Annotated in this window: 13 protein-coding genes and 1 pseudogene; 8 read left to right on the forward strand and 6 right to left on the reverse strand. The window is 72.1% G+C overall.

The features are described 5' to 3' along the window. Nucleotides 1–200: 200 nt before the first annotated feature. Together MOV08_RS44110 and MOV08_RS06195 are read right to left on the reverse strand one after the other, a co-directional pair. A pseudogene (locus tag MOV08_RS44110) lies at nucleotides 201–1,392 on the reverse strand (PP2C family protein-serine/threonine phosphatase). 192 nt (nucleotides 1,393–1,584) lie between these two features. Further along, nucleotides 1,585–1,995 carry an organic hydroperoxide resistance protein gene (locus tag MOV08_RS06195; RefSeq protein WP_275306633.1) on the reverse strand — a complete coding sequence of 137 codons (411 nt, stop codon included), beginning with the start codon at nucleotides 1,993–1,995 and terminating at the stop codon, nucleotides 1,585–1,587. Nucleotides 1,996–2,163: 168 nt separating this feature from the next. Here MOV08_RS06195 and MOV08_RS06200 point away from each other — a divergent pair, with 168 nt between their 5' ends. The 5 genes from MOV08_RS06200 to MOV08_RS06220 all read left to right on the forward strand — a co-directional run bounded on the left by MOV08_RS06200 (nucleotide 2,164) and on the right by MOV08_RS06220 (nucleotide 6,538). After that, a complete protein-coding gene (locus MOV08_RS06200) occupies nucleotides 2,164–2,616 on the forward strand; it encodes a MarR family winged helix-turn-helix transcriptional regulator (protein ID WP_039630175.1) in 453 nt (150 codons plus the stop codon). Between the two features lie 296 nt (nucleotides 2,617–2,912). Next, nucleotides 2,913–3,146 (forward strand): acyl carrier protein, encoded by a 234-nt coding sequence (locus tag MOV08_RS06205; RefSeq protein ID WP_039630177.1) that lies wholly within the window; start codon nucleotides 2,913–2,915, stop codon nucleotides 3,144–3,146. Next, nucleotides 3,143–4,384 (forward strand): beta-ketoacyl-[acyl-carrier-protein] synthase family protein, encoded by a 1,242-nt coding sequence (locus MOV08_RS06210; RefSeq protein ID WP_275306634.1) that lies wholly within the window; start codon nucleotides 3,143–3,145, stop codon nucleotides 4,382–4,384. Before MOV08_RS06205 ends, MOV08_RS06210 begins: the two co-directional genes overlap by 4 nt. Nucleotides 4,385–4,487: 103 nt before the next feature. Next, complete coding sequence (locus MOV08_RS06215) at nucleotides 4,488–5,381, forward strand: alpha/beta fold hydrolase (protein ID WP_039630182.1); 894 nt, start codon at nucleotides 4,488–4,490, stop codon at nucleotides 5,379–5,381. 449 nt (nucleotides 5,382–5,830) lie between these two features. Then, nucleotides 5,831–6,538, forward strand: coding sequence for a transglycosylase SLT domain-containing protein (locus tag MOV08_RS06220; RefSeq protein ID WP_275311707.1), 708 nt, complete (start codon nucleotides 5,831–5,833; stop codon nucleotides 6,536–6,538). 87 nt (nucleotides 6,539–6,625) lie between these two features. Here the strand turns inward: MOV08_RS06220 and MOV08_RS06225 are convergent, their stop codons facing one another. After that, nucleotides 6,626–6,850 carry a hypothetical protein gene (locus tag MOV08_RS06225; protein ID WP_039630184.1) on the reverse strand — a complete coding sequence of 75 codons (225 nt, stop codon included), beginning with the start codon at nucleotides 6,848–6,850 and terminating at the stop codon, nucleotides 6,626–6,628. Nucleotides 6,851–7,403: 553 nt separating this feature from the next. Here MOV08_RS06225 and MOV08_RS06230 point away from each other — a divergent pair. The 3 genes from MOV08_RS06230 (at nucleotide 7,404) to MOV08_RS06240 (ending at nucleotide 9,881) form a co-directional block, all read left to right on the forward strand. Continuing rightward, the gene (locus tag MOV08_RS06230; RefSeq protein ID WP_275306635.1) at nucleotides 7,404–8,060 is read left to right on the forward strand and encodes a transglycosylase SLT domain-containing protein; all 657 of its coding nucleotides are present in this window, start codon (nucleotides 7,404–7,406) and stop codon (nucleotides 8,058–8,060) included. 330 nt (nucleotides 8,061–8,390) lie between these two features. Next, on the forward strand, nucleotides 8,391–9,266 hold the full coding sequence (locus tag MOV08_RS06235) for a lysozyme (RefSeq protein ID WP_039630188.1): 876 nt from the start codon (nucleotides 8,391–8,393) through the stop codon (nucleotides 9,264–9,266). A gap of 222 nt (nucleotides 9,267–9,488) precedes the next feature. Then, the gene (locus tag MOV08_RS06240) at nucleotides 9,489–9,881 is read left to right on the forward strand and encodes a spore-associated protein A (RefSeq protein ID WP_275306636.1); all 393 of its coding nucleotides are present in this window, start codon (nucleotides 9,489–9,491) and stop codon (nucleotides 9,879–9,881) included. Nucleotides 9,882–9,904: 23 nt separating this feature from the next. On the opposite strand, the gene MOV08_RS06245 is transcribed toward MOV08_RS06240, so the two are convergent. From MOV08_RS06245 to MOV08_RS06255, 3 genes are read right to left on the reverse strand one after another with little or no spacing between them, the layout of a single operon-like run. Continuing rightward, nucleotides 9,905–10,591 (reverse strand): response regulator, encoded by a 687-nt coding sequence (locus MOV08_RS06245; RefSeq protein WP_039630191.1) that lies wholly within the window; start codon nucleotides 10,589–10,591, stop codon nucleotides 9,905–9,907. Further along, nucleotides 10,588–11,937, reverse strand: a complete 1,350-nt coding sequence (locus MOV08_RS06250) for a sensor histidine kinase (protein ID WP_420834130.1) — start codon at nucleotides 11,935–11,937, stop codon at nucleotides 10,588–10,590. The genes MOV08_RS06245 and MOV08_RS06250 overlap by 4 nt, the downstream gene beginning before the upstream one ends. Nucleotides 11,938–11,947: 10 nt before the next feature. Continuing rightward, the gene (locus MOV08_RS06255; RefSeq protein WP_275306638.1) at nucleotides 11,948–13,174 is read right to left on the reverse strand and encodes an acyltransferase family protein; all 1,227 of its coding nucleotides are present in this window, start codon (nucleotides 13,172–13,174) and stop codon (nucleotides 11,948–11,950) included. Nucleotides 13,175–13,238 lie beyond the last annotated feature (64 nt).

Raw genomic sequence — 13,238 nt, forward strand, 5'->3', positions numbered from 1 at the left:
GACGCGACTGAGGAAGCGTCAGCCGGACGAACCCTCCGGATGTGGGCCGAGGGAAGGCCGCGGAAGCGCGGAATATCGGGGGCGAGGCGGGAGGCCGGGCGGCGGGGCGTGACGGATGTCATGCCCGGCGTGTGGGACGTCACGCCCGGCTGGACGGCGGTGGCGGCCGGCGTCGATGTCGCCTTCGGGCCCCGGGCCGGCTACGTGGCCCCGTCCCCCGCATGCGGATGGTCGGGGGTGTGGGGGTGGGGTGGGAGGCGGCGGATGGCGACGGCTGCGGCGTCGTCGGTGAGGCGGCCGTTGGTGTGGGTGAGGAGGTCTTGGCGTAGTTGTTGGAGGAGGTGGTGGGGGGTGTGGTGGGTCCAGGCGGGGGCGCGTTCGGTGAGGGGGTAGAAGGTGCCGTGGGGGTTGCGGGCTTCGGTGACGCCGTCGGTGTAGAGCAGGAGGAGGTCGCCGGGGTGGAAGGGGAAGGTTTCGATGGGGTAGTTGGGGGGTCCGGCGAGGGTGCCGAGGCCGATGGGGAGGGCGGTGTGGTGGGGGTGAGGGGTGGGCGTGGCCGTTGCGGAGGAGGAGTGGGGGTGGGTGGCCGCAGCTGATGGTGCTCAGTTCGTGGCGGTGGTCGGGGATGTCGAGGAGGGAGACGGTGGCGAAGGTCTCCTCGGCCCCAGCCCCAGCCCCGACGCCGGCACCAGTCCCGGTTCCGGTCCCGGTGTCGGCCTCGGTATCAACCCCGGTCCCGGTGCTGGTGTTGGGGTTGGTGTTGTTGGTGGTGGTGTGCCATTGGCTGGTGTCCCAGCGGATGGCGCCGTCGAGGTGGCGGGCGAGGCGGGGGAGGGTGGCTTGGCGGTGGGCGGCGGCGCGGAAGGCGCCGAGGATGAGGGCGGCGTGGCTGTAGGCGGGGAGTCCTTTGCCGCGGACGTCGCCGATGATCAGGCGGGTGCTGGCGGTGGTGCGGGCGGCGGCGAAGAGGTCGCCGCCCATTTCTGCTTCTTCTTCGGCGGGGAGGTAGAGGGAGGCGATTTCGAGGTCGCCGCTGTGTGGGGGGAGGGGGCGTAGGAGGACTTTTTGGGCGACGGCGGCCACGGAGCGGCTGCGGGAGAGGCGGCGTTCGTTGCGTTCCCGTACGACGGTGAAGACGAAGACCAGTGCGGAGACCACGATCAGGGCACCGATCTGCGCGTAGAGGTTCTCCGTGAACAACACGCCGCGGGCGAGGCCGATGCTCACCTGGGCAGCGACCGCCAGCGTGCCGATCAGGGCGGTCGGGCCGGGGCCGGCCAGGGCGGCGGTGAGGGCGGGGGCGGCGACGAGGAGCGGCCCCAGGTGGATGTCCGGTGGGGAGAGCACGTCGATCACGCAGACCGCGACGATCAGCCCGACCGGGATCAGCATCAGGGCGTGGCTCGGATCCGGTCGCTGGTACAGATGCGTCAGCCGTCGAAAGGGCATGCACCATGGTTGCACTCGCATGAGGCAAATGCCTGGATAACCCGATTCGCGACGATGATCCTGTGACATCCCCGGCGCCGGCGCGGTGCCGGCGCCGGCCCCTCCGCGACGCGTCGCCGCCCCGCCCTCGGCCCGCTACTCGATGACCAGCTCGACGTCGATGTTGCCGCGCGTGGCCTTCGAGTAGGGGCAGAACTGGTGCGTGGCCTCGACGAGCTGCCGCCCCGCCTCGCCCGCCAGGGTGTCCGGGAGCTCGACCCGCATGACGACGGCGAGGCCGAACCCGGTGTCGTCCTTGCCGATCGAGACCTCGGCGGTGACCGAGACGTCCTTGGTGTCGAGCTTCATCTGGCGGCCGACGTTGGCCATCGCACTGGCGAAGCAGGCGGCGTACCCGGCGGCGAAGAGCTGCTCCGGGTTGGTGCCGGCGCCGTTGCCGCCGAGGGCCGGGGGCATGGCCAGGGCGAGGTCGAGCTGGCCGTCGGAGCTGACGGCCCGGCCCTCGCGACCGTTGGCGGTGGCGGCGGCGGTGTACAGCGCGTCCATGAGGGGTCCCTTCGAGCGGGTGGTGGATGAGGGCGGACGGCGCACGATCTCGCGGCCCGTGGTGGGCCGGCCGTGCGATCCGGCCGAACACCACACTCGCACGCAATTGAGTTGTACGCAAGTTAGTTGTGCACAACTCAATTGGCCGCGGCACGTTAACCTGGAGCCATGACCACGCTCCCGGTTTCCGACGCCGAACTGCTCCGCCTCGACCACCAGGTCTGCTTCTCGCTGCACGCCGCCTCGCGGGCGTTCGGCAACGTCTACCGGGACGCACTGAAGGAGCTGGGGCTGACCTACCCCCAGTACCTGGTCATGCTGGTGCTGTGGGAGCACGGGCCGGAGCCGGTGAAGAGCATCGGCGAGCGGCTGCGGCTGGATTCCGGCACGCTCTCGCCGCTGCTGAAGCGGCTGGAGACGGCGGGGCTGGTGCACCGGGAGCGCAGCCCCGAGGACGAGCGCTCAGTGATCATCCGACTCACCGGGGCCGGCGAGGAACTGCGGGAGCGGGCGCTGCCGGTCCCCCGGCGGATGATGGCCGCCACCGGGCTCACCGTCGACGAACTCCGCACGCTGCGCAGCCTGTTGGGACGGGTCACCGGCGCGCTCGACGAAGCCTGAGCGCAAGCCGCGGCCCGGCGGGTCCGGCGCGGGGGGCGGACCGCAGCCGCCGCCGTCCGACCCGTACCCCGCTGCCCGTTCGAGCGTTAGACAACAAGCTGCCCCCGCGGCGCATGGCGCCCGTAAGGGGGCCTCTCCCCCACTCCGGTGTGCCCCATCACCCCTTTGAGCTACCACGGTTGGGGAGCGACCGGGACAAAGGCGTATAAAGGGTGGCCAAACCAGCCGGAGCCACCGGCGAATCCCGCCCAGAACGCGGTTGGCGGCATCGCCTACGAACAGCGGAGGAGCGCCACGTGAATGCGGCAGAAGTTGTCAACACCTTGCTGGAGGAACGGTTCGGGGTCGCCCGCGGAGAGGTGACCGCGCAGACCCCACTGCGCCACCTGCGGCTGGATTCCCTCGCCCTGGAAGAGCTCCGGGTGCTCATCGAGGAGCGGTTGGACATCGATCTGGAAGAGGTGTCGCTGACCTCGCGCGACACGGTGGGACAGCTGGTGGCGGCCATCGACGGCAAAGTCGCCGCGTGACGGCCCGCCAGCAGCCGTTCGCCGCGGCCGTGACCGGACTGGGCCTGGTGACCGCCGCGGGCGTGGGGACGAAGGCCACCTGGCACACCATCACCCATGAGGTGGTGCCCGGCAACGTGTCCCAGCAGGCCGAACTCGTCGACCTGCCCTGCGACTTCATGTACACCGCGGCGGATCTGGACACCACCGCGCTCCTCGGTGTGGCCGCCCAGCGGCTGATGGACCGCTTCTCGCAGCTCGCGGTGATCGCCGCCCGGGAGGCGGTCGGCGACGCCGGGCTGGACCCGGAGAGCTGGGACAGCGGCCGGGTCGCGGTGGTGATCGGATCCGCCCACGGCGGGTTGCCGTTCTACGACCAGCAGAGCGCGGCGATGGCCGGTTACGGCGCCCGGCGGGTCTCCCCCAAGCTCGCGCCGCTGACCGTCATCAACAGCGCGGCCAGCAGCGTCTGCATGGACCTCGGGGCGCACGGCCCCAGCCTGGGGGTGGCGACGGCCTGCTCCTCCGGGACCGTCGCGGTGGGCACGGCGCACCAGTTGCTGCGCGCCGGGGCGTGCGACATCGCCATCGCGGGCGGCGCGGAGTCGGTGCTCTCCCGGCTGCTGATCGCCAGCGCCTGCCAGATGAAGGCGGTCTCCACGCGGCGCGACGACCCGGCGGCGGCCTGTCGCCCGTTCGACGTGGACCGGGACGGTTTCGTCGTCGGCGAGGGTGCGGGGCTGCTGGTGCTGGAGCGGCCCGAGCACGCCCGGGCCCGGCGGGCGCCGATCCGCGCGCAGATCGCCGGCTACGGGGCGTCCAGTGACGCGTACGGGGCGGTGGCGCCGGATCCCGAGGGGCGGGGCGTCGAGCGGGCGCTGCGCAGCGCGCTGGCGGACGCCGACGTCCGGCCCGACGACGTGGGGCATGTGAACGCGCACGGCACCTCGACGGTGCTCAACGACCGCATCGAGGCGGTGATGTTGCGCAGAGTGCTCGGCGAGCATCCGTTGGTGACGTCGACGAAGGCGATGACCGGGCACACGTTGGGCGCGGCGGGCGGGATCGAGACCGCGTTGACCGTGTTGGCGCTGGAGCAGCAGTTGGTGCCGCCGACCGCCAACCTGACGGTGCCCGATCCCCGGATCCCGATCGACGTGGTGCACGCCGAGGCCCGGTCGGCGGCGTTCGACTGTGCGGTCAAGACGTCGCTGGGGTTCGGGGGCCACAATGCGGCGCTCGTCCTGACCCGCGGTTAGGGCCCCTCCGGTGGATCGGGGCGCCCGGTCGTGATCCACCGGTCGCGCCCCGGGGCATGACCGGTGCTCCGGGCCCCATCGAGCCTCTCCCAGAAGGAAAGCCATGTCCGAGGAAGTGATCCGTTCCTTGTCGGTGCGCGGGGTGTCGTACGCGTACCGTGTGCTGCGGCGGCCGGACCGGTGCGTCGAGCCCGTCATGGTGTTGGGCGGTGCGTTGCAGGGGATGTTCGGCTGGCCGCAGATGGAGGACCGGCTGACGTCGGTGGCGGACGTGGTGACCGCGGATCTGCCGGGGATGGGCGGCGCGGAGGCGCTGCCGCCGGGGCCGAGCATCGAATTGCTGTGTGCGGCGATCCTGCGGATCATCGACGATCTCGGCGCCCCGCGGATCAATCTCTTCGGCTTCTCCTACGGGGCGGGCCTGGCCTTCGGGTGTGCCCGGCGGTTCCCCGGGCGGATCGCCCGGCTCGCGCTGGGCGGGGTGCCGTCGCACATCACCGAGGGACAGGTGGCGCACTGGCGGCGGGCCTCGCGGTTCCTCACGGACGGGGACACCGACACCTTCGCGACGATGGTGGCCGAGGGGCTGCTGTGTCGGGACGAGAGCCGGTCGGTGACCCGGCGGGAGCTGGCGTACCGCTATGTACGGCGGGCGATGTTGCAGGCGGCGCTGCACTCGCCGCACGCGGTGGACTCGCTGCGCCGGGCGCTGACCGACCGGCCGGACTTCTCGGGGGGCCTGTCCGGCATCCCCGCGCTGGTCTTCAGCGGTGAGCACGACACGGTGACCCCACCGGCCCGGCAGCGGGATTTCGCGGCGACGATCGCGGGCAGCCACTTCCTGAGCATTCCCGACGCGGACCACTGGGTGGTGCTGGAACGCCCGGCGGAGGTCGCGGAGCTGGCGGTCCGCTTCTTTACGGACCGGCCGCTGGGGACGGTGGCGCGCCGGGCCGCGACGGGGGCGGGAGCGGTCGCCGATCCGGCGTGGGCGTGAGCGGAGGGGCCCGGCGGCCACGTGCCGTAGCCGGGTGACCGCGCAGTGGCGGGGCCGGGGTCGCCGGGAGTGGCGGACCGGCCCCGCCGGGCTGTGACCGGGGGCACAAACTGCCGTGTCCGGAGGGGTCCTTGAGGGCTTCCGGCGGTGACGCCCAGCACGCGACGTACGTCACGTACGACGCGGGCTAGTCGGGTCCGGGGGCGGTGCGGGCCGGAAATCGCAGGCCCCATTACGGACATCTCGCCCGAACGCACGAAGATGGGTAGTACACGGCATCATTGCCATCATCCCGGGCCGGCGCTAACCATGTTTGCCGTACCACCGAGAACGGGCCTGCGGACCCCGCCAGAGCGGCGAGCGCGGCACTGACCCTCGGTTCCGACAAACGCCACCGATGGCCACCTCCCCCGCCACCACGCCCTGGAAGAGGTCACCCCCGCATGCCCATGCCCCACTTCTCCCTGCCCCGCTCCGTCCGCCTGACCCGCACGCACAAGGTCTCCGCGGCGCTGGTGGCCTCCGCGAGCTGCGCGGCCGCCCTGGCCATGACCGCGGCGCCGAGCAATGCCGCGTCCCCGGTCGCCCACGCATCCGCCGCGGTCAAGCCGGTCAGCGCGAACGGCCTGCCGGTCGTCGCGAAGGAGCAGGCCGGCGCGGACGCCAAGGAGCAGGACCGCACGGTCGCCGCTTCGGTCTCGGACGGCCTGAAGGTGACCGCGGTCGCCGAGCAGGGCCACGCCGCCCAGCAGGCCGCCAACCGCTCCGCCGAGCGCACGGAGATCGCCAAGGAGGCGCCCAAGGCCGCCCCCAAGGCCGCCGCGCCGAAGAAGTACGCCGACGACCTCGACGGCTGGATCCGCCAGTCCCTGGACATCATGCAGTCCAAGGGCATCCCCGGCAGCTACGAGGGCCTGCACCGCAACATCATGCGCGAGTCCAGCGGCAACCCGTACGCCATCAACGACTGGGACATCAACGCCCGCAACGGCATACCCTCCAAGGGCCTGCTGCAGGTGATCCAGCCCACCTTCGACACCTACCACGTGTCCGGCACCGCCCGTAACCTCTACGACCCGGTGGCCAACATCACCGCCGCGGCCAACTACGCGGCGCACCGCTACGGCTCGATCGACAACGTCAACTCGGCTTACTGAGGCGGCCTTTCGCGCCCCTGAGGCGCCTGTGACGCCCATGGCGATGGCCCTGACCGCACTGTGCGGTCAGGGCCATCGCCATGGGCGTCAGTACATGTGGTCCTGGCGTGACGGGCCGCCGAAGAGGACGTCCAGGACGTGGCCGGCGATACGGAGGCCCTCGCGCTCCCTGGGGGTGAGGCGGTGCTGGTGATGACGGTCGTGCTGACGCTGGCGGCCGTGGTGGTCGGCGGGGGCCGCGGCGGCGACGCCGGTGGCGAGGGATCCTGCGGCGACCAGGCCGGCGAGCACGACGGTGAGGCGACGGAGCATGAGCACTTCCCTACGGTGAGTGGTGGTTGTGCGTGGTCTCACTCTCCGGGACCTGCGGTTCCGCCGCCTTCCGACAGCCCGGGCGCTGCTACGAACGGACGAGCGGCACCGCCGTATCGACGGACGAGGGGGGCGCGAACCGCTTCGGGCGCGCCCCGGGGAGCCCGAAGTGGGCGGCGGCGATGGGGATTTCGGATGTGACCCAGGCAACATTCGCGGGACTCCGTGGGGGCTTTCGAGGGCCTCCGCGGGTGACCCCGGGCACGCGACGTACGTCACGTACGAGTCCGCCTAGTCGATGTCAGGGCGGAGCCGACCCGCAAACACGGCGTAAATACCCACCCAATTCGGACATCCGCTGACATCTCACGAAGAGGGGTAGTACAGGGGGGCATTGCCACCCACGAGGTCGGCCGTTAACCATGGATCTCGTCGCACCGAGAGCGCGCCGCACCTCCCGCCCCAACGGCGAACGCGGCCAAGAGCCTCCGGTCCGAACGCGCCAACGATGGCCGCCTCCCCGTCCCCCGCACCTGGAAGAGGTCACCCCCGTATGCCCGGTTTCACCCTGCCCCGCGCTGCCCGGATCGCCCGCATCACCCGCACCCACAAGGTCGCCGTCGCCGCCCTGGCCGCCGCCGGCGCCACCACGGGCCTGGCCGTCACCGCGGCCCCGAGCCACGCCGCGACCACGGCCGCGCACGCCCCCGCCGCGGTCAAGCCGGTCAGCGCCGACGGGATGCCCGCCAAGGCCGACAGCAAGGCCGAGCGTCCGGTGAGCGCGTCCGTCGCGGACCACATCAAGGTCACCGCCGTCGCGAAGCAGGACCGCGTCGCCGAGCAGGCCGCCAGCCGCTCCGCCGACCGCCCGGCCGCGCCGAAGAAGTACGCCGACGACCTCGACGGCTGGATCCGCCAGTCCCTGGACATCATGCAGTCCAAGGGCATCCCCGGCAGCTACGAGGGCCTGCACCGCAACATCATGCGCGAGTCCAGCGGCAACCCCGAGGCCGTCAACGACTGGGACGTCAACGCCCAGAACGGCATACCCTCCAAGGGGCTGCTGCAGGTGATCCAGCCCACCTTCGACACCTACCACGTGTCCGGCACCGCCCATGACCTCACCGACCCGGTGGCCAACATCACCGCCGCCGCCAACTACGCGGCGCACCGCTACGGCTCCATCGACAACGTCAACTCGGCGTACTGAGCGAGCCACCGTCGATGACGGAAGCAACGCAGGAGACAGGCGACCCGGCAGGGTCGACATAGAGAGCTGGCGAAGCGGCGACATGGCGCGTTCGCCGCTGAGCGGAGAGCGGGTCCCGGCACTGCCGGGGCCCGCTCGTCATGTGCCACGGCCGTCGGGCGGAGGGCTCGCGGGGGCCGCCCAGACGAGTGAGATGGCCCGGCCGGACGGCGGACCGCGGGCCCATCGAGCCATGGAATCGGTCAGTTCAGCGTATAAGTCTTTTCATCGGCAGAATCCTGCTCAAAAGCTGCTGAAACAGACTCGACCGAAGTTCTTCGGAGGCACGCGATGCCCTTGCGCAGATCCGCACCGGCCCGGCGTACGGTCCCCTTTGCGGCCGGCTCCCTCGTCACACTCGTCACCGTGCTCGCACTGCCGCTCGGCCTGCCCGGCACCGCCACCGCGACACCGGACGCCGGAAAGACCCCCGCCCACCCCGAGCAGGACTGGATGGGCTCGACCATCGCGGTGCACGAGGGGACCGAGCGGTCCGGCGCGTCGGAGCAGCGCGGCGCCTGGAACCGGAAGACCGTGGCCGGCGTCGACGTCTCCAGCCACAACGGCACCGTGGGCTGGCGCAAGCTGCGGCGGATGGGGGTGCGGTTCGCCTACGTCAAGGCCACCGAGGGGAACAGCTACAAGAACCCGTACTTCGAGCAGCAGTACCGGGGCTCGTACAACGCCGGCATGATCCACGGTGCGTACCACTTCGCGCTGCCGGACCACTCCAGCGGCGCCGAGCAGGCCCGGTACTTCTCGCACCACGGCGGCGGCTGGTCGCGGGACGGCCGGACGCTGCCGGGCGCGCTCGACATGGAGTACAACCCCTATGGCGCGACCTGCTACGGCAGGAGCCATTCGAGCATGGTCAATTGGATCGCCGACTTCGTGCGCGCCTACCGGGAGGAGACCGGTCGGGACGCGGTGATCTACACCTCGACGAACTGGTGGAAGCGGTGCACCGGCAACTCCGGTCGGTTCGGCCGGAGCAACCCGCTGTGGATCCCGCGCTACGGCTCGGACGTCGGGACCCTGCCGGGCGCTTGGCGGTTCCACAGCATCTGGCAGCACACCTCCTCGGGGCACACCGTCGGCGACCACAACCGGTTCAACGGCCCGTACAGCAGGCTGAAAGTGCTGGCCAACGGCGAGGACGACGACTGAGCGAAGGCCCGCGAGCGGGCAAAAGGCGACGCAGCGGAAACAGGAACACGCGTCCTGGCGGAATTTCGCCTACAACCCTCCCCGTCCGGCCGGTGTCCAACACGGTGCAGCACCCATTCGGTGCACGACCACGCGAAGGACACCACCTGACGGGGGTTTTCCATGAAGCGTTCCTCTCTCCTCATCGGTTCCGCGACGCTGGCCGCGGCGAGCGTCGCCACCATGGGCCTGGCCACCAGCGCCGCGGCCGCGCCGGTCCGCAGCGCGGCGTACAACGGGGCGTGCGGCGGCGGTTACGGCGTCGTGAATTCCGCACCGGTCAGCGGAAAAGGCACGGTCTATCTCACGTACAGCGCAAAGACCGGAAAGAACTGTGTGGTGACGATCCGGAACAGTCCGGGGAAGCCGGTATTCATCCATGCCGAGCTCGGGCCGTCCGACCACAGTTCCGATCCGGTATTCGACAGCGGGAAATACACCACGTACGCCGGACCGGTCTATCTCGCGGCGAAAGGCCGGTGCGTGGACTGGGGCGGGGCCATCGAGAAGGTGAGCGTCCGGGTCGCCGGCTCCAACTGCGGGCGGATGGCGCCCGGGGTCGTGGTCCGGCACTGAACCGGCCGCCCCGGTAAGGGGGTTCAGTATCCGGTGGGCCGCACCAGCCCCGTCTCGTAGGCGAAGACGGTGGCCTGGGTCCGGTCGCGCAGTTCCAGTTTGACCAGGATGCGGCCCACATGGGTCTTCACGGTCTGCTCGGCGACCACCAGGCGCTGGGCGATCTCCGCGTTCGACAGGCCCTGGGCGACCAATGAGAGCACTTCGGTCTCCCGCTCGGTCAGACCGGCCACCCGGTCCTTGAGCGGGGCGCGCGGGGCGCCGGACATCCGGGAGAACTCGGCGATCAGACGCTTGGTGATGCCGGGTGCCAGCAGCGCGTCGCCGGCGGCCACCACGCGTACGGCCTGGGCGAGTTCGTCGGCCGAGGCGTCCTTGAGGAGGAAGCCGGAGGCGCCGGCGCGCAGCGCCTCGTAGACGTATTCGTCGAGGTCGAAGGTGGTCAGGACGAGAACCTTGACGGTGGCGTCGGACGGTTCGGTGATCCGGCGGGTGGCCTCGATGCCGCCGAGTCCGGGCATCCGGATGTCCATCAGGACGACGTCCGGGGCGAGTTCGGCGGTCTTGGCGATGGCGTCGTGGCCGTCCACGGCCTGGCCGACGACCTCGATGCCCGGTTCGGCGTTGAGCAGCACCGTGAAGCCCTGACGGACCATCATCTGGTCGTCCGCGATCAGTACGCGGATGGAGGGCGTGGCGGCGGTCGTCATCGGGTGTCCTCGGCGTCGTCGGAGGGGGCGGCGTGGGCGGCGGGGGCCGGGAGGATCGCGGTGACCTCGTAGCCGCCGTCGGGGGTGGGGCCGGTGGCCAGTTCGCCGCCGAGCATCGCGCTGCGTTCGTGCATGCCGAGCAGGCCGTGGCCGGTGCCCGGGGAGGGCGGGGCGGGGCGGTCGGGGGCGGTGTTGGTGACGCGCAGGGTGATGCGGTCGGGGCGGTAGCCGAGCGCGACGTGCACGGCGGCGCCGGGCGCGTGCCGCATGGCGTTGCTGAGCGCCTCCTGGACGATGCGGAACGCCGACAGCCCGGTGCCGGGCGAGAGCGGGCGGGGCGTGCCGGTGGTGTCGACGGTGACCGGGACGCCGGCGCCGCGCACGTTGCCGACGAGTTCGTCGAGCCGGTCGAGGGTGGGCTGCGGGGCGTGCGGGGCGTGCTCCGGTCGGACGTCCTCGGAGCGCAGGACGCCGAGGACCCGGCGGAGTTCGGTGAGCGCCTCGACCGCGTTCTGGCGGATGCCGCGGAGGTTGTCCTTGAGTTCGTCGGAGGGGTTCTCGGTCAGGTGGGGGGCGACCTGGGCCTGGATGGAGATCACCGACATGTGGTGGGCGACCACGTCGTGGAGTTCGCGGGCGATCCGGTTGCGCTCCTCCAGGAGCGTGCGGCGGGCGCGTTCCTCGGCGGTGAGCTTTTCCTGGACGACCAGTTCGGTGCGGGCCTTCTGGCGGCCCCTCAGGAGGGCGCCGATCAGGGCGCAGAGCGCGAGGACGGTGACCGGCAGGCGGGCACCGTTCAGCTGGCCGATGAGCGGTCCGCCGAGGCACAGGCCGTCGGCGAGGAGGCCGGCCAGCGCCCCGAGGGCCAGCATTTCGGCGGTGGCTCTGGGGCGGACCCGCAGCGCCGCGAGGAACAGCACGGCCGCCTGGGCGAGCAACGCGGTGCGCCGCCAGGGTGGTTCGGGTCCGAACGGAGTGAACGGGTCGACGTGGAGCGCCGCGTAGCAGCCGGCCAGGAGCAGCACCGCGGTCGTCGCCCACCAGGCCAGGACCGGGCGGTAGAGGACGAGGACGAGCGCCGCTGCCTGCATCCCGGCGGCGAGGACGGCGAGCGGCATGCCCATGCCGTACCCGAACGCGTAGATGTTGGTGTTCCCGGCGAGCAGGACGATCGCCCCGATCAGGAGCGGGACCATGATCGCCGGCCGCCATTCCAGCCAGCCGGGTGGTCGGCCGCCGGCCGCCGGCGGTTCCTCGGCCGCGTGGGTCCACAGATCCTCGCGCAGCCGGTGCGGCACCGTTCGCAGGGCCGCCCTCAGCCGACCTGCCGCTTTCCCCCTCGTCACGGGATGCACCTTAGGCATGGGGCAGCACCGCCGGGCGGGCGGGGTTCCCTTCGTCGGCGACCGGGCCGGTGCCCTCGGGCTCCGCCCCGTGCCGGTCGCGGGCGCGCGGCCGGCGGTGCTCGTACGCGGCGAACGCGGCCCAGCACACCAGCAGTGCGCCCGCGAAGACCGGCAGCCAGGCGAGTCGGGCGAGGATCCAGGCGGGGCCGTCGGGGAGGGTGTGCAGACCGGGCAGGGGGCCGGCCAGGAACCAGCCGGTGGCGGTGACCGCCATCATCGCGGTCTGGTGCCAGAGGTAGACGGTCATCGCGGAGAGGTTCAGCAGGGCGACCGCCGTCCAGGCGCCGGGGCGGCGCAGCGCCCGGTTGAGCGGGGCGCGCAGCAGCAGGGCCGCGCCGCACTGGGCGAGGCCGAAGGTGACGGCGGCCAGGGTGGGCGGGTTGAGGTTGGAGACCGCGGCGCCGGGGACGCCGACCATGGACGCGGGGTAGCCGGCGCACAGGACCAGGGCGGCGGTGGCGGTGGCGCCGCCGAGCAGCAGTGCCCACCCGGTCGTCCGGCGGTGGGCGGCGCCGCGGGCGCGGGCCGCGCCGAGGCAGTACGGGACGAGCCAGCCCGCGGGGAGGTTGAGCCAACCGAGCCAGCCGGGGGCGTCGAGGCCGAAGCGGAGGGCGTCGACGAGGACGACGACGGCGCACGGCCAGGCCGGGTGCAGGCGGGCGATCAGCGGGGTGGCCGCGGTGAGGGCGGCGAAGACCAGCAGGAACCACAGGGGCGACAGCACGAGTTTGGCCAGGGTGTGGACGGTGTCCAGGCCGACGCCGGCGGCGAGCATCGCGGCGGTGGCCACGGTCCAGACCGCGAGCACCGCGGCGACCGGGCGGAACAGTCGGCCGAGTCGGGCGTGCAGCCAGTGGTGGTGGGCGGTGCCGCGGGCGCGGGCGGCGGCGTGGCTGCGCGCGGCGACCTCGCCGCCGACCAGGAAGAACACCGCCAGCGTTTGGAACAGCCAGGAAATCGGGGCGAGTTGGGGCATCCGTTGGAGCGGGCTGGCGCCGTGCAGGGTGCCGCTGTCGGTGATCAGGGCGGTGACCAGCCAGTGGCCGAGGACCACGCCGAGGATGGCGAAGGCGCGCAGGGCGTCGGTGGCGCGGTCGCGGCCGGGCGGGGTGGCGGCCTGGACGCGGCGGACGAGGGCCGCGGCGGCGGCGCGTGGGGTGCTAGGGCCTGTCGTCAAACTCCCGCCTGCCTCGCGACGCCTGGCACGCACGCTCTCCGCGTTGTCAGGCTCATCCCGGTAC

The sequence above is a fragment of the Streptomyces yunnanensis genome, assembly GCF_029011865.1.
Taxonomy (GTDB): domain Bacteria; phylum Actinomycetota; class Actinomycetes; order Streptomycetales; family Streptomycetaceae; genus Streptomyces; species Streptomyces yunnanensis.